This window comes from Promicromonospora sp. NPDC059942 (assembly GCF_042731755.1).
Taxonomy (GTDB): Bacteria; Actinomycetota; Actinomycetes; order Actinomycetales; family Cellulomonadaceae; genus Promicromonospora.
Genome location: NZ_JBHWLR010000003.1, coordinates 136,088 through 157,718, shown reverse-complemented (window position 1 = coordinate 157,718; position 21,631 = coordinate 136,088). Strand labels below are relative to the sequence as shown.

The 21,631-nt window shown below is 67.0% G+C and carries 21 protein-coding genes; 12 read left to right on the top strand and 9 right to left on the bottom strand.

Going from position 1 to position 21,631, the window contains the following annotated elements; all coding sequences use genetic code 11:
• Complete coding sequence (locus ACFV9Q_RS05795) at positions 1 to 1,239, bottom strand: TIGR02391 family protein (RefSeq protein WP_377233574.1); 1,239 nt, start codon at positions 1,237 to 1,239, stop codon at positions 1 to 3.
• A 363-nt stretch (positions 1,240 to 1,602) separates the two neighbouring features.
• Between ACFV9Q_RS05795 and ACFV9Q_RS05790 the strand changes: the two genes are divergently transcribed.
• The 11 genes from ACFV9Q_RS05790 to fxlM all read left to right on the top strand — a co-directional run bounded on the left by ACFV9Q_RS05790 (position 1,603) and on the right by fxlM (position 12,625).
• Complete coding sequence (locus ACFV9Q_RS05790) at positions 1,603 to 4,179, top strand: AAA family ATPase (protein WP_377233573.1); 2,577 nt, start codon at positions 1,603 to 1,605, stop codon at positions 4,177 to 4,179.
• 194 nt (positions 4,180 to 4,373) lie between these two features.
• Positions 4,374 to 4,709 (top strand): replication-relaxation family protein, encoded by a 336-nt coding sequence (locus ACFV9Q_RS05785; RefSeq protein ID WP_377233572.1) that lies wholly within the window; start codon positions 4,374 to 4,376, stop codon positions 4,707 to 4,709.
• A 921-nt stretch (positions 4,710 to 5,630) separates the two neighbouring features.
• Positions 5,631 to 6,872, top strand: a complete 1,242-nt coding sequence (locus ACFV9Q_RS05780; protein ID WP_377233571.1) for a competence protein CoiA family protein — start codon at positions 5,631 to 5,633, stop codon at positions 6,870 to 6,872.
• A gap of 176 nt (positions 6,873 to 7,048) precedes the next feature.
• The gene (locus ACFV9Q_RS05775; RefSeq protein WP_377233570.1) at positions 7,049 to 7,243 is read left to right on the top strand and encodes a hypothetical protein; all 195 of its coding nucleotides are present in this window, start codon (positions 7,049 to 7,051) and stop codon (positions 7,241 to 7,243) included.
• Positions 7,224 to 7,751, top strand: a complete 528-nt coding sequence (locus ACFV9Q_RS05770; protein ID WP_377233569.1) for a DUF6879 family protein — start codon at positions 7,224 to 7,226, stop codon at positions 7,749 to 7,751. Before ACFV9Q_RS05775 ends, ACFV9Q_RS05770 begins: the two co-directional genes overlap by 20 nt.
• A complete protein-coding gene (locus ACFV9Q_RS05765) occupies positions 7,748 to 8,581 on the top strand; it encodes a helix-turn-helix domain-containing protein (RefSeq protein WP_377233568.1) in 834 nt (277 codons plus the stop codon). The genes ACFV9Q_RS05770 and ACFV9Q_RS05765 overlap by 4 nt, the downstream gene beginning before the upstream one ends.
• Before the next feature lie 68 nt (positions 8,582 to 8,649).
• Positions 8,650 to 9,792: an HAD family hydrolase gene (locus ACFV9Q_RS05760; protein WP_377233567.1), complete on the top strand. Its 1,143-nt coding sequence runs from the start codon at positions 8,650 to 8,652 to the stop codon at positions 9,790 to 9,792.
• A gap of 62 nt (positions 9,793 to 9,854) precedes the next feature.
• Positions 9,855 to 10,061 carry a hypothetical protein gene (locus tag ACFV9Q_RS05755; RefSeq protein ID WP_377233566.1) on the top strand — a complete coding sequence of 69 codons (207 nt, stop codon included), beginning with the start codon at positions 9,855 to 9,857 and terminating at the stop codon, positions 10,059 to 10,061.
• Positions 10,061 to 10,573: a hypothetical protein gene (locus ACFV9Q_RS05750; protein ID WP_377233565.1), complete on the top strand. Its 513-nt coding sequence runs from the start codon at positions 10,061 to 10,063 to the stop codon at positions 10,571 to 10,573. The genes ACFV9Q_RS05755 and ACFV9Q_RS05750 overlap by 1 nt, the downstream gene beginning before the upstream one ends.
• 13 nt (positions 10,574 to 10,586) lie before the next feature.
• Positions 10,587 to 11,222: a GNAT family N-acetyltransferase gene (locus ACFV9Q_RS05745; RefSeq protein WP_377233564.1), complete on the top strand. Its 636-nt coding sequence runs from the start codon at positions 10,587 to 10,589 to the stop codon at positions 11,220 to 11,222.
• A 152-nt stretch (positions 11,223 to 11,374) separates the two neighbouring features.
• The gene (gene fxlM / locus ACFV9Q_RS05740; protein ID WP_377233563.1) at positions 11,375 to 12,625 is read left to right on the top strand and encodes a methyltransferase, FxLD system; all 1,251 of its coding nucleotides are present in this window, start codon (positions 11,375 to 11,377) and stop codon (positions 12,623 to 12,625) included.
• Between the two features lie 47 nt (positions 12,626 to 12,672).
• Here fxlM and ACFV9Q_RS05735 read toward each other — a convergent pair whose 3' ends face one another.
• The 8 genes from ACFV9Q_RS05735 to ACFV9Q_RS05700 all read right to left on the bottom strand — a co-directional run bounded on the left by ACFV9Q_RS05735 (position 12,673) and on the right by ACFV9Q_RS05700 (position 19,796).
• Positions 12,673 to 13,146, bottom strand: a complete 474-nt coding sequence (locus tag ACFV9Q_RS05735; RefSeq protein WP_377233562.1) for a TIGR00725 family protein — start codon at positions 13,144 to 13,146, stop codon at positions 12,673 to 12,675.
• Between the two features lie 213 nt (positions 13,147 to 13,359).
• The gene (locus ACFV9Q_RS05730) at positions 13,360 to 13,755 is read right to left on the bottom strand and encodes a hypothetical protein (RefSeq protein ID WP_377233561.1); all 396 of its coding nucleotides are present in this window, start codon (positions 13,753 to 13,755) and stop codon (positions 13,360 to 13,362) included.
• Between the two features lie 31 nt (positions 13,756 to 13,786).
• Complete coding sequence (locus ACFV9Q_RS05725; protein ID WP_377233560.1) at positions 13,787 to 14,383, bottom strand: hypothetical protein; 597 nt, start codon at positions 14,381 to 14,383, stop codon at positions 13,787 to 13,789.
• Positions 14,384 to 14,599: 216 nt separating this feature from the next.
• Entirely contained in the window at positions 14,600 to 15,103 is a 504-nt protein-coding gene (locus ACFV9Q_RS05720; RefSeq protein WP_377233559.1) for an HAD domain-containing protein, read from the bottom strand.
• 310 nt (positions 15,104 to 15,413) lie between these two features.
• On the bottom strand, positions 15,414 to 16,499 hold the full coding sequence (gene ychF, locus ACFV9Q_RS05715) for a redox-regulated ATPase YchF (protein ID WP_377233558.1): 1,086 nt from the start codon (positions 16,497 to 16,499) through the stop codon (positions 15,414 to 15,416).
• An 11-nt stretch (positions 16,500 to 16,510) separates the two neighbouring features.
• Positions 16,511 to 17,287: a DinB family protein gene (locus tag ACFV9Q_RS05710; protein ID WP_377233557.1), complete on the bottom strand. Its 777-nt coding sequence runs from the start codon at positions 17,285 to 17,287 to the stop codon at positions 16,511 to 16,513.
• Between the two features lie 83 nt (positions 17,288 to 17,370).
• Positions 17,371 to 18,984, bottom strand: coding sequence for a hypothetical protein (locus ACFV9Q_RS05705; RefSeq protein ID WP_377233556.1), 1,614 nt, complete (start codon positions 18,982 to 18,984; stop codon positions 17,371 to 17,373).
• On the bottom strand, positions 18,966 to 19,796 hold the full coding sequence (locus tag ACFV9Q_RS05700) for an ABC transporter ATP-binding protein (protein ID WP_377228052.1): 831 nt from the start codon (positions 19,794 to 19,796) through the stop codon (positions 18,966 to 18,968). Before ACFV9Q_RS05700 ends, ACFV9Q_RS05705 begins: the two co-directional genes overlap by 19 nt.
• A 195-nt stretch (positions 19,797 to 19,991) precedes the next feature.
• Here ACFV9Q_RS05700 and rmuC point away from each other — a divergent pair, with 195 nt between their 5' ends.
• A complete protein-coding gene (gene rmuC / locus ACFV9Q_RS05695) occupies positions 19,992 to 21,494 on the top strand; it encodes a DNA recombination protein RmuC (protein WP_377233555.1) in 1,503 nt (500 codons plus the stop codon).
• Positions 21,495 to 21,631 lie beyond the last annotated feature (137 nt).

Sequence of the window (21,631 nt, the reverse complement as noted above, 5' to 3'; positions counted from 1 at the left end):
TCAGATCAGCATCCGCGTTTGTGCCTTGACAGAGAGCTTGCTCGGATCCTGCTGATCCACGTATCGCAGGAACTGGTCAAGACCGTCCATCTGGTCGTTGCCGTAGCTGTCGACGGTCGGCAGGTCGAGCAACCGATCGATGTCGTCGGCGGTGAGTTCGTCGACCACAAGCTCAAACCGCATAAATTGCACTGTGCTGTGAGCCCAACTCACCGTGAAGTCAGCTTCCTGAAGCCACTTGACTTTGAGCACGCGACGAACCGATGCCGAGTTCAGCGCGGCGGGTAAGCGAACTTCGTCAAGCCACTTTGCGTCCTCATAAACCCGCAAGAAGGCTGATACCGTTCCGTAACAGTTGCGCTTGTCGTAGACGAGTTGCTCAACCTCCTTAATCGTCTCCTCGCTCACGTATCGCGTTATGAGGTCGTAAGCCAGGCTCGCAAGCGAAATGTAGTGGATAGCGAGGTTTGGCTCAACCGCGTTGGCGAGCGTATGCGCCTTCTCGTTGCGCAGGAACTGGATAGCCATGTTGAGATACTTGACGCCGTCGAAGAAGTCACTCTCGGCTTCGGTTGCTGGTTGATGTCCGAAGAGCTTCTCGAAATTCGCTGGTCTGACTGCGTCAGTTGCCTTCTCGGAACCGGTGATCTCCCGAAGTTTCTCGCGCACAACTTTGTACGATTCTTCCACCGCGTGGAAGTAGTCCTCAGTGTCAAGATAACGCTTGATGTGGCTGTAGATGTCTTCGTGAATCTCGATCTCGATCTTGTTTTTCGTAACCGTCGCTTCAGTAGTGATGGCGACTGGCGTCGGCGGCGGTGCGGGCGCAGACGCTGTCACACTCGACAGCGCGATCCCGGGGGCGAGAGGAGCTGCCGAAGCCGCTACCGCGGCAATGAGGTCGCTGGCGATCTTGCGCACACGGACAAGCTTCTCGTCGGTGATGTCATCCAGCCAGGATCCCCAGTCGTCGGTAGTTTCCTTCTTGGCTTCGATGTAGTCCGCGAGGGCGTTAAGTGACGTCGCAGCTTCGGCGTTACTTCCGCTCTTCCATAAGGCGCGAAGTCGGTTCGCCTTCGAGTCGCCGAACCCCGGGTACTTCGCATGGTCGTAGATGTCGACATTCAGTTCACCAAAAAAGTTGGCAAAAGTCGCGTTGGTGAAGTCAAGAACGTAACCGCCACTCATATTGAGCACAGCTTCAAGTACGGTCTTTTCGGTTATGGAGAGTGTGCTCATTGGATCGGTTCGGTCTCCTGGCTCAGGCGCACATAGCTCAAAGGAACGAGACGAGAAAGCCTCACTCCGCTCTACTTCGTCCGCACTCGTGGCAGCCGCTGATCGGCTTCGAACAGAAGCGACCGGCCGACAGCACGCGGGCGCGTGGCTTGTCGTACAAGGTATCGACACAGCGTCTCGCCCTTACGCGCTTTTGCGGGTGATCTTGTGCAAGCGGTTCCGCCCTGAGAAATCTGCTCGTCACTCCAGCCTTCTTCAGCGCGTCCCGGACGCGCAGCATGTGACTCCTATTTATTGAGCCTTCTACCCCAGAAGGGCGACTGTGGGCGGTTTGTCCCAATGGTGAGACAGTGGGAGTCAGGTATGACCATCGAGGATGACATCAGGGCTTGGGCGCTGGAACGGCCTGGTTGGCAACAAGACGTGCTGGTCGCACTCGCTCGTGGTGGGACGTTCGAGTCCGAGCAGATTGAGGCGCTAGCGGACCGTCTGCTCTTGCCCGACAGCAAGAACCCGAACGGCGCAGCTACAGACATCGCGCTCGGCGGCACGACGCCGAAGCAGGTCCGGCTCTCCCGCGTGTACAACCTTAAGGGCGTCAACGCGCTCGCCGAGGATCAGGAGCTACCGTTCGCGTCGGACGGCCTGACGATCATCTACGGCAACAACGGCAGCGGGAAGTCTGGCTACGCGCGTCTCGTCAAGGGCATGGTGAGTGCTCGCCACTCATCGACAGTGCTGCCCGATGTCTTCAGGGCGAACGCGCCCGACCCGAGCGCTGAGATCGCCTACCAGGTTGATGACACAGAGGCCTCGGAGAAGTTCCCGGCGGCGAAGCCCATCGAAGATCTGCAGCAGGTGCGCTTCTACGACGAGCACTGCGGAGACGAGTACCTCGCTCATGAGTCCACGATCACCTATCGACCCTCCGCACTGGTCCTGCTCTCGGAACTCATTGCAGTCTGCGGCATGGTCAGGCAGGAACTCCAGGCCCGCCTCACCGACAGCGAGCAGCAGGCGCTGCACCTCCCCATTCCCCCAGAGACCCCCGCGGGCGCGTTCCTTGCCCAGCTCTCCGAGAAGACCACCGACGCGGACATCGAGCAGGCGACGACGCTGCCACCGACTGCCAAGGACGACCTGGGCTCGGTCCTCCAAGAGGTCGCACGGCTCGAAGCCAGCGACGCCGACAAGGAGCGCACCCGACTCCAGGGAGACGCCGCACAGGTCGAGCGGCTCCAGACAAAGTTGACCGCGCTGACGAACGCGGTGAGCAGCGACCGGCTCGACGCAATCCAAAAGCTCCAGAACGACGCCACGGCCAAGCGTGCCGCTGCTGCACTCGCTGCGACGAACACCTTTGAGAAGGAGCCACTCGACGGTGTCGGCTCGCGAACCTGGCGAGCCCTTTGGGAGGCCGCACGCGCCTTCGCGACGACCGAGGTCGACCACGAGCACGCCTTTCCGCAGACAGGCAATGGCGCCCGCTGTGTGCTCTGCCACCAGCCGCTCGATGAGGCCGCGAGGGATAGGTTCGAGCGCTTCAACCAATACATGATCGACACGACGCAGCGCGACGCGGACGCCGCCGAACGGCTCTACACGCAAGCGCTGAACGCTCTCCGCAGCCAGGACTTCGCCACTCAGCAGACGACCACAGCATTGGCCAGAGTCTTGGCACACGAACCGGAACTTGCGCGTACTGTGCAGGCGCGCATGAGCGCCCTCGAAGCTCGTCGCGACGAAGCTGTCGCCTACTTCGAGGGAAGCCGGCCGGACGTCACGGCGCTGGTGACGAGCGACGACGTCGACAAGCTGACCTCGCTCGCTGCCACGCTTGACGACAAGGCGGCGGCTACAGACGTAGCAGGGTTCCGGGTTGCCCTGGCAACGGTGCACAAGCGCCAGGGCGAGCTCAAAGCAAGCGCGGCGCTTTCGGAGTCGGCCGACGCCCTCAAGGCCGAGGTGGCGAGACTCAAGGCACACCGTGCACTCGGTGCCGCCAAGCAACAGACCATCACCACTGGGATCACCAGCACGACTCGTGCCCTGACAGACCAGTACGCCACGGAGCGGATCCTCGACCACTTCACGCGCGAGACGGAAGGCCTAAAACTCCGGCGCGTCACGCTCAAGGGCCGCGGTGGCAGTAAGGGCAAGGTCAGCCAGATTCCCGGACTGGTCGACGTACACAACCGGAACGTCAAGACCCCTGAAGTGCTCAGCGAGGGTGAGCAGACCGTGCTCGGCCTCGCCGGATTCTTCACCGAAGCAGAGTTCGACGAGTCCAAGTCGGCACTCGTACTCGACGACCCGGTTACCTCTCTCGACCACATCCGGCGCGAAAAGGTCGCGAATCGGCTGGTAGAGCTCGCACAGTCGCGCCAGATAATCATCTTCACCCACGATGTCTCGTTCGTAAGCGACTTGCTCAGAGCGGCAAACACGAAGGGCGTTGCGCACGCTGAGCGCTCGATCGAACTGCGCGGGGACAAGACACCAGGCCTCTGCATCGACGAATTTCCTTGGAACGCCAAGGACTTCAAGGGGCGCTTAGCCTGGCTCAGGGACGAACTCACTCTGATCAAGAAGGAGCGGCCCGGCCTGTCGTACTCGGAGTACGAAGCTCGCGCCGCAGACTGGGCAGGATACCTTTCCACCACCTGGGAGAGGGTCGTCACGGTCGACGTCTTGAACCAGGTATTTGATCGTGGAGCCTCTGAATTGCGGCCGAGTATGTTTCGTATTTTTGCAGACATCTCGCCCCACGACAATACCGAATTCCAAGACGGCTACGGCTACACCTCAACATGGGGTCGGCGCCATGATAATGCCGACGTCAAAAACTATGTGGCACCGGAGCCCGACGAACTTGAACGGGAATTCAACCGCATCCGAGACTGGCAAAAGCGCATTAGCGGCTATCGGCAGAAGAAGTGACACGCTTCGCCCGACTGCCCCACCCAAGGCAGTGGCGGCACGCCCCCTAGACCCATTCAAGCGTCTCATCACGTAAGTCCACGTCCCGCACCCGTTGACGTATCCGAATCGGAAGGACCTGTACTGTGAGCGACGTGCAGATCGAGCCGGAGAGCTAGCGCCGTTATAACCGCGCGCTGGACGGCGGCGACGACGTGCTCAGGCCCGACCTGTTCACGGCGACTGCCGGTGCCGAGTACAAGAGTCACCTGTTCATCGAGGTGGACCGGGCAACCGAGAGCCTGCCGACCCTGGTCCGCCGGTGCCGCCTCTACGAGACGTATCGGCGCACCGGCATCGAACAGGAACAGGCGGGTGCGTTCCCGCGCGTCCTGTGGGTGGCGCCCCGACGGCCGGCGTGCCGAAACGCGATCATCGCTCTCAAGACTGTCAGGCTGCCAAACGGGCTAGGCGTCCTCGCAGTCGCACTTCTCGGGTTCGCACCCACGGTGTCTCTACTTGTGCTGTCGCATGTCGGGACTGCTGCATGATTCGGTGACATGCGGGATGCCGTTCCGCCTTGAGCATCCAACTGCATCGCCGGATCGCGCCTGGAGTCCTCTACCAGACTGGCTTGACGTATCCCCGCGGGGGGAAGCGGGCGGAGATTCTGCTTTCGGCCCCGACCTCACGCGCTAGGGCTACGGCAGAGTCCATCGTGGATCCCCACTTCGGGTCACGTAAGCCATCCTCTGTCAGCAACTTGGTCAGGCGAGTCAGCACCTTGCGTACAGCGACGGGAGAGGCCCGCACCCGCCTGACGCACTCATCGAGCCCGTGTTCCGTCGTCGTGACGGCCTCCACGACCTCGACGGCGATGGCCCCGGCGGCCGCCGCCCGGCGTTCTTCATATGCGGCGCGCCGGCATCGCTGCGAGCACCATCTCGCAGGCCTCCCAGTCGCCCTGGCCGGGAGCTGGCTCCCGCACCGAGGACACACGCCAGAGGCTCCCGCCGTCGCCCAGCGACTCCCCGCTCGGTGGGTGTACGAGACCCGTTGTCCCGCAGCCCGACAAAGCCCTTCTCGACGCTCATACGCCCACCCCCAGTTTCGTACGGACGGAACCGCTCACGGCTTGTGCATTAGGTGTGTGGCCTTCATCGTGGCGGTCCGCGGGACCCGCTGCCCTGTTGCCCGCCTGCCCTCGTCACGCGCCGCGTCCGTCGCCAGGCACGCGTGTGTCGCCGTTGCTGTTCGTGGCAGGTGACGCTGCAGCCTGGGACCAGGTGGTGGGGTCCCTGCGCAGGGCTCCTTACGCGGGAGCGGCGCAAATCTCCGGGACATTCAGGGCTGATCCAACGGCGCCAGCTCCGTTGGGGCACGATCGTCACGCCGGTGATCACAGGAGATGACCGCCACGGCTATCACAGGACTTCCTCTCGACCGGAGCAGCCGCCATGTACGGTCGCAGCGTGGAGCAGGGGCACGAGGCGGTTGCCGCCTTTCTCGACCGCGAGACCCGGCAGGTGTGGGCCCGTCATCGGATCACTGGTGAGCCAGTGTTCGTTGCTCCAGGCGCTGCGGCGGAGGTCCGCAAGACGGCTCGTGCTGAGTGGACCTGTCTCGTCCCGGGATGCGAAGAGGTGATTTCGACGCGCGGCGGATCGAAGCGAGACCATTTCTTCCACGTCACGGCCGTCGAGCACTCGGGTGGCCCGGAGGGCACCAACCACCTCGCGTCCAAGGCCATGCTCGCTCAATGGGCGGCTCGGGAGGCGAACGGTGGCGCCGACGTCGTCGAAGAACAGAGCATCAAGAACGTCGAGCTTGAGCTCAACCGCCGTCCCGACGTCCTGGTGACCTGGTCAACGGGTCAACGACTCGCTCTGGAGGTCGAGTACAAACACTTCCCCGCCGAACTCTGGGCTGCAAAGCAGACCGACCTCGACCGCAATGGGGTCACAGTCACGTGGCTTGTGGGCCGCACGCGCGTGCAGCTGGATCCGAAGCTTGCATCCGCGGTCCGGCTGCCGGCACTCGGGCGAACGCTCGCAGCGGCGGATCGGCATGTGCTTGTCATCAACCCAGTCACTCGCCAGATCGGGACGCTAGCCGGTGACTCGCGGTTCACAACGCGGCTACGCAACTGGGACTCCATTGCATGGTTGCGCATCGACGACTTGGATTCCTGTGTCCTGGATCCCGACCAGGGGCTGGTGACACCGACGATGCGGAGAATCGACGCTGCCATAAAGGGGGCCAGTCGCGCTGCCGCAGAAGAAGTAGCCGCCGAACGCGCGATCGAAGAAGCACTGGAAAAAGAAGAACAACGGCAGCACGCCGCTTGGCACGCATCGCAGGCACGCCGCTTGGTTCACCGCGTGTGGGGCAGCTCCCCTCGCCTGCTGAGGGACCCGAGCGATCTGGACTGGGCGATCGAAGCAATCTCAGTCCATTGGCACACCGCGCTCTACCAAGCTCTGATCCATAACAGACTGGGGCGCGACTTCGCCCTCGACGACTGCTGGGCTGTGCTCCGAACCGCATCGATCACCTGGACGCGCGACGACGACTACGCCCTCAAGGCTCTGACGTCATACCTCAGCGCCTTCGTCGATGCGGGCCTCGCTACGCCAGTCGGGCCCGCACGATGGCGCGCCTGCGGCAAGATCAATCGGTGGCAGCAGGTCCCGGGCCGCACGGCTCAAGCCTGACGGCATCGAACGGCCGCGCCTCGCGTACTCGTAGCAACCAGGCGGTCCCCGCTGGACTCGAGACTCTCCAACCCAAAGCGCCGCTTTCCCGTTGTAGAAACTCGATCCTCTTGCCCCGCCGCCACCCACACCGAAGAATCAAACGCGACAGCAGGCCAACCAAAGGGGGAACCGCCGTGAAGGTGACGACGCTCGCGAGCACGTGCGATAAGAACGACTGCCCGACGATCTACGAGACCGACCGAGGCACGATCCTGGTCCAGGGTGAGACGCCGACCGATCACGGTCTGACGATCCCCGCGCACGAAACCCTGGTGGAGATTCCCTTGGACCTGATCCGGAAGGCATTCGGTGACCGGATTGGCGCCTAAGACCCTGGGAGACCTGTTCGACCAGTTTCAGCGCGAAGCCTTCCGGCTGGAGACTCTCGACGACTACAGCCGATCCGGCAATGTCGACGCCTACCACTTGTTCCTCGACGGCCAGGCCAAGCCCGCCGACTACAACCTGGACTGGCTCGACGAGGTGCGCACCCACACCGACGCGGGACGACGCATGTACCGCGTCCATGTGCTTCGCCGGCCCCTGACGCCCTACCTACGCTTCGAACTTGGCTGGGGCTACGCCACCAATGCCACGGCAGGTGAGGAGTTCTTCATCCTCGATGTGACCGGGCAGCCCACACCGCTACCTGACCACGTCGGCGACTTCTGGCTCTTCGACTCGACCACGCCAGCCCGGTTCAACTACAGCGACGGCAAGTTCGCCGGGGCCGATGTGCTGGCGGATGACCACGGCCCGGAGTACGTCGCCTACCGGGAGACGGCCCTGGCGCACGCAGTGCCGTTCGCAGACTGGTGGGCGACGTACGGCGAGTGAATCGTTCTGAGCTGGGCGCAGCGCTGCGGGCCCTACGGCAGGCTTCTGGCACGGAGGCCAAGTTCGTTGCCCGCAGCTCTGTCATATCCGCGAGCAAGCTGAGCAAGATCGAGACGGTCAAGCTCTCCCCCAGTGCTGACGACGTCGACCGAATCCTGAGCTCCATCGGTGTGTCCGACGCGGTCAAGACGGAGTACATGGAGGCCGCTCGTGCGGTGGCCACCGAGGCCACGGCCTGGCGCCTGATCCAACGTGCCGGTCTGCACAAGGCACAGAAGCAGTTGCAGGCCGTCGAGGCCGACATGGATCTCTTGCGGGTATTTCAACCCGCGCTCGTGCCAGGCTTGCTGCAGACGCCGGAGTACATGCGAGCGATCCTGTCTCGGCACGATGACCTCACCGAAGAGACAGTGCGGCGCACCATGAGCGCACGGCTCGAGCGCCAGGAGGTTCTCTACGACGAGGACAAGACGCTGCGCTTCGTCATCACCGAACCGGTCCTGCGGTGGTTGATCGTTCCGACGCCGGTCATGGCCGGACAGCTGGACCGGCTCATCTCCCTGACGCGGCTGCCGAACATCGACCTGCGGGTCGTGCCGCTGGCTGGCGCTCAACGGGACATCCCTAACCATGCCTTCGTGGTCCGCGATGACCGGTCCGTGAGCGTCGAGACCGTTCACGCGAAGGTCGTGGTGACCGACCCCCGAGATGTCGCCCTCTACGTCGCTAAGTTCGACGGGTTCGCCGAGCGCGCTCTGTATGGCGAGGCCTTGAAGCCATTTCTTGAAGGCATACGAGACGACCTTGTGCGACAACGGGAAAGCGGCTAGTGCCGACCCGATAGCGGCCTCAGGATCATTCCCAGAGCAAGAGCACCTGGGGAGGTCCGATAATGAATATGCCACCAGCGGCAACGGCAACGCATCTGATCGCGCTCGACATCGACGGCACGCTGATCGGCCGGGACGACAAGGTGCCGTCTGAGACGGTGCAGGCGTTGGAGCTGGCGCGCGCCAGCGGACATCACGTCGTGCTGGCAACCGGAAGGTCACTTGTCGGGCTGCTGGCTGCCGCTCGGAGATTAGGCCTGACCGAGGGTTGGGCCTCCTGCTCCAACGGAGCCCTGACGGTACGTCTAGACGGAGGGGCATCGTCGGGATACAAGGTGGTGGAGGCCCGCAACTTCAGCGCGGGAGCGGTAGTCCGCCAGGCGACCCGGCTGTCGCCCGGCGTGGACGTCGCAGTTGAGGACGTTGGCTGGGGCTGGCGCGTGAACCACAAGTTCGGGCCCGGGCTGCTCAACGGACCGCAGAAACTGACGCCGCTCGAAGATCTCTTGGCAGGACAGGCTTCGCGGGTCGCACTCCACACTAGCCAGGTCGCCGACCACGCGGATGCGCTACGTCACCTCGGAGTCACCGTGACGCCAGCGGGCCACAACTGGCTCGATGTCACAGCGCCCAGAACAAGCAAAGCCACCGCGCTGGAACAGATCCGCTGCCTGCTCGGGGTTGCCTCCGAGCACACCGTGGCAGTCGGCGACGGCGTGAACGACATCGACATGCTGGGCTGGGCAGCCCGTGGCGTCGCTATGGGACACGCACCTGACACCGTGCGCGAGGCAGCCGACGAGACCACCGGGACCATCGCGGAATACGGCGCAGTCCCGATCCTCCTGTCGCTTGTCCCAGCCCCGGCGCGCCGGCCGGGCTTGTCACCGCTTGGCGCACAACTTGCCGCGGCTGTCCACACTGCCGCAGAACGTGCGCCGGGCCCCCTCGTGGTCCGGGTCTGGCACGGTTCCAATCCCGACCTCGCCGGATGTGAGGTCCACACGCTCCGGGCGGGCCGATGGGTTCGGCAGGCACCGGTCCCCGCTGGCAGAGCCTCCACCATGCGCGACGTCGAGCGCGCCGCTCGCGAAGCCGGCCTCACCTACCCGCGCGGCGATGAGGGACGACGACGTGCCCACTGGCGCACGGCCGCACTCGAGCCTCGGTCGGGACCCGCCGAATTCGAGCTCCCACTGACCTTTGCCTGAACAGTCCTCTCGATCAGAGAAGCCATGCCGCCAGCGTGTTGCACACTGCCAACAGTCCGGGGATGATCGCCATGCACAAAGAAGTCCGTAAGGCAGTCGACGAAGCACGAAGCGCCGGCTTCACCGTGCGTGAGCTGAGCGGCCACACCTGGGGCCACATCGAGTGCTCGTGCGGGGCACACGTGAAGGTGTTCTCCACCGGCCGCAACCCCGAGAACGGCGCGCGGCTGATCCGCAAATTCGTCGAACAGCACAGGAAGCACGTGTGATGACCGAATACGAGTTCTCCCTAGTTCTGGAACGCGATCCCGACGACGCCCAGACCGAAGCCATCGCGGGCAACGTGCCGTCCGTGACGGGCTTGGAGGGCGGCGGACCCGTCCCACTAGCGCACGTGGTCATCGACGCGGCGAACTTCGCGACAGCAGTCACCTCGACCGTGCAGCGGCTCGAAGCTTGCGGCGTTCTCGTCGTGGGACTGCAGACCGACGACCTGATCTCGATCAAGGAGATCGCCACCCGCACAGGACGCAGCCGCGAGTCTGCGCGCCTGCTGGCGACCGGGAAGCGTGGCCCAGGAGGATTCCCCTCCCCCGTCTCCCCTGAACCATGGGGTCTGTACTCCTGGACCGAGGTTGGAGGTTGGTTCTCCGAACACTTCCCGGAGCAGGACTTCGACCTGGACCGGCAGGCCACCGCCGCCGATCACTTCCTGCGTGGAAGGCACATCATCCGCAAGGAGCCGAACGCGGACGCCTGGGCGCAGCTCTTGTCCATCTGAGCAGGACGAAGCCGTGCAAGCACCACCCGACTTCTTGGAGCCGACCATCAACACGATCGCCCCGGATCTGTGGCTGACCCACGACGGCGTCGGCCTCGGCCCGCTCCGCGCCGACCTCGCCGAGACCTACTGGCGCTGGGAAAACTCGCTACCGGTCATGGCCGGCTACGCCCGCCAGACCCCGGAGTCCCTCACCGAACGCACCGCCGGCCTCGAAGCCCAGCTCGAAGGCAGCGCCGACCAGACCCGGTTCACCATCTACCGCCACCACGAGGACACCTGGACGCCCGTCGGGATGACGTCCCTGCTCATCGACGACCGCTACCGCACCGCCGAGTTCTTCATCTACATCGGCGAACCCGACCACCGCGGGCACGGCACCGGCACCACCGCCACCACGATGGCCTTGGATTGGGCCTTCCACGTCACCGCGCTGCGCTGCGTCTATCTTGAGGTCCTGGCGAGCAACACCGCCGCCATCCGCGCCTACGAGAAGGCCGGATTCCGCACCGTCGGCACCCGACGTCGTACCGGCTCCTGGCTCGGCCAGCCCGCCGACGAGGTCATCATGGACGCCATCCCTGAGGAGTACAGCGGACCGCGACTCGTCGAAGCCGCCGTCCTCGGTACCCAGCGACCCCACCCATGACGGGTACTTCTCGGGCCGCTCTGAGCGCTTGAACCGAGAGCCGTGGGACGCCCAACCGACCTAAGTGCCGAGATCGCACCCGACGGAGCCTCGTCGGTCCGCCAGGTGTTCGGAATCGATCAACCGAAACAGTCAACATACAGGGGGAACGCATGACACAGACCGATGCGCAGACCGGCATCGAGGCCGAGCCGTCGGTGAGTCCCGAAGACTTGCGTGAGCGGATGATCGCTGAGCTCGTCGAGTCGGGTGTGCTCTCGGACCCGAGGATCGAGGCGGCGTTCCGTGCAGTACCACGCGAGGTATTCGCACCCGCCGGCACTCCGCCGGAGATGTCGTACGCGACCGACGACGCCCTGCGGACGCGGTTCGCCGACAACGGCAGGGCCTTGTCCTCGCTGTCCGCACCAACGATGCATGCGGGCAACCTGGCCCAGGCCCAGATCGAAGACGGCCAGCGCGTGCTGGAGATCGGGTCCGGCGGCCCGAACGCTGCAATGCTTGCCCACCTCGTCGGACCCACCGGCCAGGTCGTGAGCGTCGACATCGACGAAGGAGTTACTGCTCGCACACGCACCGGGCTCGCACAGCTCGGCCTGACCGACCGTGTCGAGGTCGTCACCGCCGACGCGGCCGAACCGCTCGGCCGTGGTGTGTTCGACCGGATCATGGTCACCGTCTCGCCCTGGTCTCTGCCCGGGACGTGGGTCGAACAGCTCGCACCCGACGGGATTCTGGTCGTCCCCCTCCAGGTCGCCCCGGGGCTCCAGCGCATCATCGGCTTCCGCAAGAAGGACGGGCGGCTCGTCTCGGAGTCGACCGTGCCGGGCGGGTTCGTGCCGCTGCAGGGCGCGGGGCTGTTCAACCCCGCCTCTGCCCAGCTGACGGGCCCGTCCGGCAAGCCGGTCACGTTCAGGTTCCCCGGCAACGAGATCCCCGAGTGGTTTGGGGTGTCGGACGATGTACTGGCGTCCGACCCGGTAGAGGCGTGGTCCGGAGTGATCTACAGGAACCGCACCATCTGGCTCGACGTTCTCACCTACCTCCTGGTGCAGCCGGGTGCGTGCGCGATGGAGGCCGAGGACGCGACCGACCGCGGCTCCGACATGTCGTTCTACCCGGCCCTGGTCGATGGTGCGTCGTTCGCAGCCCTGCATCGCCGTCCAGCCTCGGAGACCTCAGTCGAGGTCGGCGCGATCGGCAAGGGCCCTGACGCAGCCCGCCTCACCAAGCGGCTCGCGGACCTGGTCGCCCGTTTTGGCGCTCATCACCGCGGCACCGAACCGCTGTTCCAGTGGTGGCCTACCGGCACCGAGCCCGACGACGTCCCGCCGTCGGTGACAGTCCTGCCACGCCCGCACGGCACGCTCACCATCAGCTGGGCTGTGGCGGGACGCGGATGATGTGGTCACCTGGTACGTGCGACCGGACACCAAGTCGCGTGGATGGCTCAGTCGCGACCTAGTGCGAAGTCCACGGCCTCAAGCGGCGTGGCCGCGGTCGGCGGGGCGTCGGGCACCGGCTGACCGTCGGCATTCAGGAGCTGCCAGCCACCGATGCTGATGACCGGGACGCCGCGCCGCCGGGCGAGCGCGAGCTCGGACAGCGTGCCCCACGACCCTCCGACGACGATGACCGCGTCGGCCGACCACACCAGGATCGCGTTGCGCGCCTCGCCCATGTTGGTGGCCAGCACGATGTCGAGGTCGGAGTTGGCGTCCTCACGAGTCGCTCCTGGCCGGATGCCGACGACGGTACCGCCGGCAGATCGAGCCCCTGCGGAGACGGCGGCCATGACCCCGATGCCCCCACCGTTGAGAACGACGGCGCCCGCCTGGGCCAGCAGCCGCCCTATCTCGCGCGCGTTCACGGCGTCCCGGTCAGTGCAGTGGCGGGGGCCGCAGACGGCAACCTGGATCGGCACGGAACTACTTTACGAGCGTGGGCACCTCACACAAGACTGCTCGCGAGTGCCAGTCGTCGCGGCCCCCCGGCGACACCAGCGAGGGTGTGCCCGAGTGGAGAAGGACCGGCTCGACGGGTTCGTCCCCTGCGGCGGACGAGAGGTCGATCCTCGTAGCGAGCAGCCAGGCGAGCCAGTCGTCTGAGATGGCCTCGTGGAGGAGACCCAGCATGTTCACGCGGACTCACCCAGGGCGAAGCCTTCGACGCTGTCCCACCAGATGCGTGGGCTGTCACCGAGAATCGCGAGGAGTACTGGCTCGGCCAGAGTGATCTCGCTCGTGTGGGGGTACCAGTCAACCAACGAGTCGGGCAGGAACGAGACATCGATGCCGAGGTCTTCAGCTTGACCTGTCATGACATCGACCATCTCGTCGAACTGGTGGATCTCCACATACGGGTATCCGCCGTCGGGCAGCGCGAAGCAGGCGCTCGCCCATCGGTCGCCAGCCGGCCGGTTCTCGACACGTGCCCCGTACTCCGGGCGTCCGAGCAGATCGACGACACGCTGGACGGCCATCTCTGGATCGATCTCACGAAGCGCGGCGAGCGCACCGACGGCGTACGGCATGGCGCAAAAGGTACCGGTCGCTACGACGACGCTAGTGCGGGCAATCCGCCGGGGATGATCCCGGGGCTTGGCCATCGTCCGTAGCGATGATCTGCGATCGGTGCGCCGCGTCTTCGACGGGTCTTTGGCCGCTGACCCCGTTCTCGTCCAGGGCGTTAAAGACATGGAGGCCGCCAGTCCCAGTTCCGAGCCACACGCCGGTCGTGAGCCACGTCGAGGCACTGCCACACGGCCCGGTGACCGAATGAGTCGTGAACTCGAACGTCGTCGTTCGGACTTCTCGGATCGTCTCGTGTTCGATGGCCTCAAGTGCCGCGTGGGCAGCACGACGCCATCGCAAAGGCCACTCGACCCAACCCCGAGGCGTCTCGGTGAGGTCGATCGTGTTCCACGTGATCGAGCAGTCGTCGAACTTTTCCCAGCACACTTCCAGTTGTCGGCCGCTCGCAAGCCGCAACACCACAGGCAGATCGGCGAACCACTCGTCGAAGTCCAGATTCCACACGACCCAGGTCTCGGCGACCTGATCGCTGACGAGATCGCCGAGCCGCTGAGCCTGGCGCTGAAACTGTTCGTCTGCGGGCAGGAAATTGGGCCGCCAGCCGGAGACGTTGGGGTCAAGCATCATGTGAGCACGCCTGCCGGGTTCGGCTTCGGCCGGGCCGACGCCAGTCGGGAGTCTCCAGCTGCGGGTGCGGAGCGATCGTCTCGATCAGCGTGCGAGATCCGGACACTCGTGTCGCGGTGAGGTAGTGGTCCGTCCATACAAACCTGGATCGGTCCGCTGGCGACCAGTTCGACAGGCTCAGCCCATTCGATCCGGTGGGCGGCGTCGCGCGTCCCGTCACGGCTCCTGCCCTCGCAGCCAAGTCGCGATCTCAGCGACGCCGTCGGCAGTCAGCCCGACAGACGACTCGACCTGGAACAGCAGGGCGGGCCCAGGATACTCCAGCTCGACGAACCAGCGGTCCGTCTCCGTGATGACGTCGTCGACCCACACGAACGGTCGGCCCGCCGCAACCCGGACCAGGGCACGCGTCTTCCACCCCAGACCGTCCGGGTCGCCATCGCCATAGGGCGGCAGGTCCGCGACCGACAGCTCTGGCAGCCCGACCCGCGGCGCGATCACTTCGTTCGCGTCACCCATCCAGGCCGTGGCCCAAACCAGGTCGGCGCCAAGGGCCAGCAGCAGCGGACCGAGGGCCGGATCGATGAAGTCGAGCTCCGGACGCGGCGCGTCGGGGTCCTCAGGCTTACCGTCGCGGGGCTGAGGCAGCATCCCGGGCCCGCCGAACGGCAACAGGGTCCCGTCGACGTCGAGGAACAGCAGCGGGCGGGCAACAGTCACGCCCGCACGATAGCGGCCTGCGCACGCGGTCGGCAGCCGGCGCGCGTCTGCCTTCCAAACCGCCTACACAGTCCTCTCCACCCGTCAGGTGTCCCACCCACTCCCTGTGGGGGAACGACACACCCGGCACAACCTCATACGCGAGCACTCACCTGCGGAAACACCCCGGATCCCGTGGGGGAACCATGGGGGAATGGGCGGCCTCTGGAGGCCATTCCTGTCCACCCCCGGCCCGAGGGCTCAGAAGCGTTACCGCAGGTCAACCGGCATTCGGCCTGGTCAGAGGACCAGGCCGAAACCGGGGTGATGCTCAGACGTTGAACCTGAACTCCACCACGTCGCCGTCCTGCATGACGTAGTCCTTGCCCTCGATGCGGGCCTTGCCCGCCGCCTTCGCCGCGGCCACGGAGCCGGTCTCGACGAGGTCTTCGAAGGAGATGACCTCGGCCTTGATGAAACCGCGTTCGAAGTCGGTGTGGATCACGCCGGCGGCCTGCGGTGCCGTCCAGCCGCGGTGGATGGTCCAGGCACGCGATTCCTTGGGGCCGGCCGTCAGGTAGGTCTGCAGGCCGAGCGTGTCGAAGCCGACGCGGGCGAGCTGGTCCAGGCCGGACTCCTCCTGGCCGGTCTCCGCGAGCATCTCGGCGGCCTCGTCGGGCTCGAGCTCGACGAGTTCGGACTCGAACTTCGCGTCCAGGAAGATGGCCTGCGCCGGCGCGACGACCTTGCGCAGCGCCTCCTGGGAGGCGGTGTCGGCCAGACCGGCGTCGTCCGTGTTGAAGACGTAGATGAACGGCTTGGCCGTCATGAGCTGGAGGCTGGCGATCTCGGCGAGGTCCAGGCCGGCGTCCTTGGCGCCCTGGTACAGCGTCACGCCGCTGTCGAGGATCTCCTGCGCCTTCTTGGCGGCCGCGTACAGGACGGGGTCGCCGCGCTTGATCTTGACCTCCTTCTCCATCCTCGGCAGCGCCTTCTCGAGGGTCTGGAGGTCGGCCAGGATGAGCTCGGTGGAGATCGTCTCGATGTCGCCGGGGGCGTCGAGCGAGCCGTCGACCCGGACCACGTCGGGGTCGTCGAAGGCACGCGTGACCTGGCAGATCGCGTCCGCCTCGCGGATGTTCGCCAGGAACTTGTTGCCCAGGCCCTCGCCCTCGGAGGCGCCCTTGACGATGCCCGCGATGTCGACGAACGACACCGTGGCCGGCAGGATCCGCTGGCTCTCGAAGATCTCGGCCAGCTTGTTCAGCCGCTCGTCGGGCAGCGAGACCACGCCGACGTTGGGCTCGATCGTGGCGAACGGGTAGTTCGCCGCGAGCACCTGGTTGCGGGTCAGAGCGTTGAAGAGGGTGGACTTGCCGACGTTGGGCAGGCCGACGATGCCGATAGTGAGAGCCACGTCGCGCAAGTTTACGTGGACGGAGCGGCGCCCGCGTCGATCAGGTCCAGGTCCCGGGTCGCGAACCGGTGATGCTCCCACTCCTCGGAGAGGACCACCCCCACGCACTGGGCCGCGACGAACGCCTCGGACTGGTCCATCCAAGGGGGCGGATCCGCCGGGCTGCCCGCCTGCTCCGGCGAGACGGCGGCCAGATACTCCCGTACCTCGCGCAGCCGGCCCCGGCGCACCTCCAGCACCTCTTCGTACGACGGCGCCGCGGCCAGGTCGATCCCGATGCTCGGCGCTCCCGCGGCGAACCCGGAGTGCGGCACGCCAGCCGGCCAGAACACGTCGTCCCGGCGCCCCTGCGCGCCCCAGCGCAGCCAGCCGTCGGTGCAGAACACCAGGTGACGCAGGGTCTGGGCGAAAGACCACTCATCGTCGACCGAGACGTCCACCGTGCCCGGGGGCATCGACGCGACGCGCTCGACCGTGGCCTCCCACATGCGCTCGTAGGCGTCCAGAGCCGTTCGGAGGCCCGCGATCGTGCGGTCCTGGAGCAGAGCGCGCTCCGGGTACCGCTTGTTCAGCTCCGCCTCGATCAGGGGCTGCACCTCGACGCCGTTGATGCGCAGGTCGTAGACGTAGCCGTCGATGTCGGCACCGGCCAGCTCGACGCCACGCATCCGCACGCCGTTCAGGGCGACCTCGCGGAACGAGGCGCCGCTCATGTCGGCGTCGCGCACGACGGCCCCGCGGAGGTCGGCGCCCTCGATGCCGTCGACGCGTCCTGTGATCTGGTTCATGCGGGCGACGCTACGCCGAGCCTCTGACATCCGGCCCGCGCGCCCCGGACCTCAGGCCCAGGCCGCACGGGCCGCGCGGGAGATCACGGGAACGACTGCACCTGCTGCAGCAGCTCCGGCAGCCGCCGGTCGTACACGCGGGCGCCGAACCGCACCGCCAGCACCAGGACGAGCACGCCGTACACGACGCCGACCACCAGGGTCGCGACGCCCCACAGCACCCCGCCCAGCACCAGGGCCGCGATCCCCACGGCGAACACCGGGACCGACAGCCCCAGCGTGATCACGAAACCGATGCCCTGCGACACCATGGTGGCCACGGCGGCACCCTGCGGGGACTTCAGCGGGCTCTCCCCCGGCTTGGCCACCGGGTAGACGAGCCGCGCGGAGACCGCGCACGCCACGGCCGTGCTGACCAGCAGGGAGCCGAGGGCCAGCCCCAGCAGCGGCAGCGTGAGGTGCCACGCGTCGGCGACCCAGACCGACGCGATCACCGTGGCCGCGCTGACCAGGGGACCCACCGTGAGCATCGGGATGGCCCGGCCCCACCGGTCCGCCCGGCCGTCGACGCCGGAGGCGACGTGCAGCGCGAACGCCGTGTTGTCGTAGGCGATGTCGTTGGAGATGCTGAAGCCGAGGATCCAGGCCACGAACGGCCCCGTCGCGAGCAGCAGGAAGTAGTTGCCCGTGCTCTGGCCGGAGAAGTACATGATCACGGGCAGCAGCGGGACGATCGCCAGGGACCCCGAGTAGCGCGGGTCGCGCAACCAGTAGGTGGCGGTCCGCGCCGCCACGGCCCAGGTGGGCGAGAACGGGACCCGGCCGAACGCGCCGAGGCCCTTCGCCCGGCCACCGCCGCCGTCCCCGACGGGCGGGCGCTCCAGCGCGCGACCCAGCGCGCGGTCCCAGACCAGCCAGCCCAGCGCGATGGTGCCGAGCGCGACGGCGAGCCGCCCCGCCAGGCCGGCCCAGTCGCCGTCGTGCACGCTGCCCGCGAGCGCCCAGGCGGCGCCGAACGGCGTCCACCCCACGAAGCCGGCCGCCTGCTCGAAGACGGGCAGGAGCTGCATGCCCGTGCTGCCCTCGGGGTCGGCCTCCATGGAGACCTCGACGCCGTTCGCGAGCCAGCCAATCAGCGGGCCGACCGACACCACCAGCACGAGGGCCACGAGGGTGACGACCTCGCGGTAGCGCCGGGACTCGAGCACGGGCGCGAGCAGCGTGGTGATGGCGCGGGAGCCGATGACGCAGGTCGCGACGCCGAGCGTCCCGCCGGCGAGCGCCACGAGCAGCGTGCCCGGCTCCAGCACCCAGGCGAACGAGGTGCCGAGGACGACCAGGACGGTGGCGATGCCGGGCACGGAGACCAGTCCGGCGACGGCCAGCCCGGCCACGAGGGTGCGCCGGGGGATCGCGAAGGTGGCGAACCGGTGCGGGTCCAGCGTGGCGTCGACGCCGAACGCGAAGATCGGGATGATCCACCAGCCCAGGACGGTCAGGGCCCCGCCGAGCGTGATGGCCAGCCCGGCCCAGGCCGGGTCCTGCAGCACGCCGAGGCCGACGACGGCGACGACGACCAGGCCGACGATGCTGAGGGCGTACAGCGAGGCGACGACCAGGCCGATCGTCTGCCACACGCTCTTGCGGAACGTGTTGCCCATCAGCGTCAGCTTGAGGGTCAGGAACCGCGCAACCATGAGAGCCCCTCCGAGTGCTGGCGACCGCCGACGAGGTCGACGAACCGGTCCTCCAGGCTCTGCTCCCCGCGCACCTCGTCGACGGTGCCCGCGGCGAGGACCTGCCCCGCGGCCATGACCGCGACGTGGTCGCACATGCGCTGCACCAGGTCCATCACGTGGCTGGAGACGATCACGGTGCCGCCGGCCGACACGTAGTCCTTGAGGATGTCGCGGATGTTGGCCGCGCTCACCGGGTCCACCGCCTCGAACGGCTCGTCCAGGACGAGGGTGCGCGGGGCGTGGATCATGGCGCTGCCCAGCGCGATCTTCTTGGTCATGCCCGCGGAGTAGTCGACGACGAAGGTGTCGGCGTCCGCGCCGAGGTCGAACGCCTGGAGCAGGTCGTTCGTGCGCTCGACGACGGTGGCCTTGTCCATGCCGCGCAGCATCCCGGCGTAGGTGAGGAGCTGGCGGCCGGTCAGGCGGTCGAAGAGGCGGACGCCGTCGGGCAGGACGCCGAGGGTGGCCTTGGCCTCGTCGGGGCGGGCCCAGAGGTCCACGCCCTGCACCCAGGCCGTGCCGAAGTCCGGACGGAGCAGGCCGGTGGCCATCGAGAGCATGGTGGTCTTGCCCGCACCGTTGGGCCCGACCAGGCCGTAGAACGAACCACGGGGTACGTCCAGGCTGACGCCGGAGACGGCGATCTTCTGCCCGAACCGCTTCCAGAGGCCGCGGACGCTGAGCGCTGCCGACGGGTCGTACGGGGGCGGCTCCGGGGCGGCCTGGGGGTCGGCGCTGCCCGGCGGGCCGGGGTCGACTGGGGTCGTCATGGCAACCAACCTAGCCGGGACCTCCGACGCACCGGATCCGACGCGAGGATGAGTGGGGTGATAGACCGTCCGTCTCCGGTCGGACAACGTCACCTGCGGGGATACGGGACCGATGTCCGGCGCATACCGGACGATCGGGGCGGCTCGGGGTGTCGGCGTACGGGACTGTCGGTGGCTCGTGGCAGCCTGTCGCCCATGGACATCGCCGCAACGATTCTGCTGGCCCTCGGCGCCCTCGTCGTCGGTGCGCTGCTGGGATGGCTCGGGCACGCGCAGCGCAGCACCTCGGCCGTGCGCGAGTCGGACCTGGAGGCCGTGCGTCTGCGCGCCCAGGTCGAGTCGGCCGAACGCCAGGTGGAGGCCGCGCGGGACCGAGCGGACGAGCAGATCGCGGACGCCCGGGAGCGTGCCGCCGAGCAGATCGCGGCCGCCCGCACCGAGCAGGAGCACGCGCGGCGGCAGTTCCAGGCGCTCGCCGGCGACGCGCTGGACGCCAACAGCAAGCGGTTCCTGGAGCTGGCGGAGGAGCGGCTCAAGCGGTCGGCGTCGGCCGGGGAGCAGGCCCTCGCCCAGCGCGAGCAGGCCGTGAAGTCGCTGGTGGACCCGCTGACCAAGGCTGTCGAGCTGGTGCGCAGCGAGGTGCTCCAGGCGGAGAAGGCTCGCATCGAGGGTCAGGGCGCCCTGGTCGAGCAGATGCGCAACGTCGCCGAGGTCTCGGCCGACCTGCGCAACGGCACGGCGGACCTGGTCACGGCGCTGCGCTCGTCGCAGACCCGCGGGGCGTGGGGCGAGCTGCAGCTCCGCAAGGTCGTGGAGTCCGCGGGCATGATCAACCGCGTCGACTTCACCGAGCAGGCGCAGGTCACCACGGAGGACGGCGTCCTCCGCCCGGACATGGTCATCAACCTCGCCGGGGGCAAGCGCGTCGTCGTCGACTCCAAGGTCGCGTTCCTGGGCTTCCTGGAGGCCCAGCAGTCCGACGACGCCGCGTACCGCGAGCAGCGCCTCGACGCGCACGTTCGGCACATGCGCAAGCACGTGGACGACCTGGCCGGCAAGAAGTACTGGAACCAGTTCGAGCCGGCGCCCGAGTTCGTCGTGATGTTCGTGCCCGCCGAGGCGTTCCTGTCGGCGTCCCTGGAGCGCGCCCCCGAGCTGCTGGAGTACGCGGCGCAGAAGAACGTCATCATCGCCACGCCCACCACGATGCTCGCGCTGCTGCGCACCGTCGCGTACGCCTGGCGGCAGGAGGCCCTCGCGGAGAACGCGCAGCGGGTGCTCACCGTCGGCAAGGAGCTCTACGCGCGCCTGGTCACGATGACCGGCCACGTCACCCGGACCGGCCGCGCGCTGGAGTCGGCGACCAAGAGCTACAACCAGATGATCGGCTCGCTGGAGCGCAACGTGCTCACGTCGGCCCGCCGGATGGTCGAGCTCGACGTGGTCGACGAGAAGGACGGCATCGAGGAGATCCGGGGCATCGAGGAGGTGCCGCGGCCGATCACCAAGCCCGAGCTGCTGGCCGCCGAGGAGGGCGGCGTCGTCGCGATCGACCGGGCGCTGGACCAGGAGGCCGACGGGATCCTGGTGCAGGCGCTGGAGGTCACCGAGCTCGCGGTGACCGACAAGCGCGCGCTGGAGGCGGTCGAGGACGCGGCAGCCAAGAAGAACGCGCACAAGGACAGCGCGGCGGGCTGACCGACCGACCTCGGGGTGGGGGGGGGGCCAGCTCGGTGTTGGCGGGAAAGCCGACAGCAGACAGCCCACCCGACCTACGCTGTCTTCTTCCTCCCCCCTTTTGCGGCGACAGGTGCTCCCCCCTCGCCGCTCATACT

Coding starts and splice junctions, on each gene's coding strand:
- ACFV9Q_RS05750 (WP_377233565.1), top strand. CDS start 10,061: ATGACCGAATACGAGTTCTCCCTAGTTCTGGAACGCGATCCCGACGAC.
- ACFV9Q_RS05755 (WP_377233566.1), top strand. CDS start 9,855: ATGATCGCCATGCACAAAGAAGTCCGTAAGGCAGTCGACGAAGCACGA.
- ACFV9Q_RS05730 (WP_377233561.1), bottom strand. CDS start 13,755: ATGCCGTACGCCGTCGGTGCGCTCGCCGCGCTTCGTGAGATCGATCCA.
- ACFV9Q_RS05795 (WP_377233574.1), bottom strand. CDS start 1,239: ATGAGCACACTCTCCATAACCGAAAAGACCGTACTTGAAGCTGTGCTC.
- ACFV9Q_RS05700 (WP_377228052.1), bottom strand. CDS start 19,796: ATGACGACCCCAGTCGACCCCGGCCCGCCGGGCAGCGCCGACCCCCAG.
- ACFV9Q_RS05790 (WP_377233573.1), top strand. CDS start 1,603: ATGACCATCGAGGATGACATCAGGGCTTGGGCGCTGGAACGGCCTGGT.
- ACFV9Q_RS05725 (WP_377233560.1), bottom strand. CDS start 14,383: ATGATGCTTGACCCCAACGTCTCCGGCTGGCGGCCCAATTTCCTGCCC.
- ACFV9Q_RS05760 (WP_377233567.1), top strand. CDS start 8,650: ATGCCACCAGCGGCAACGGCAACGCATCTGATCGCGCTCGACATCGAC.
- ACFV9Q_RS05705 (WP_377233556.1), bottom strand. CDS start 18,984: ATGGTTGCGCGGTTCCTGACCCTCAAGCTGACGCTGATGGGCAACACG.
- ACFV9Q_RS05710 (WP_377233557.1), bottom strand. CDS start 17,287: ATGAACCAGATCACAGGACGCGTCGACGGCATCGAGGGCGCCGACCTC.
- fxlM (WP_377233563.1), top strand. CDS start 11,375: ATGACACAGACCGATGCGCAGACCGGCATCGAGGCCGAGCCGTCGGTG.
- rmuC (WP_377233555.1), top strand. CDS start 19,992: ATGGACATCGCCGCAACGATTCTGCTGGCCCTCGGCGCCCTCGTCGTC.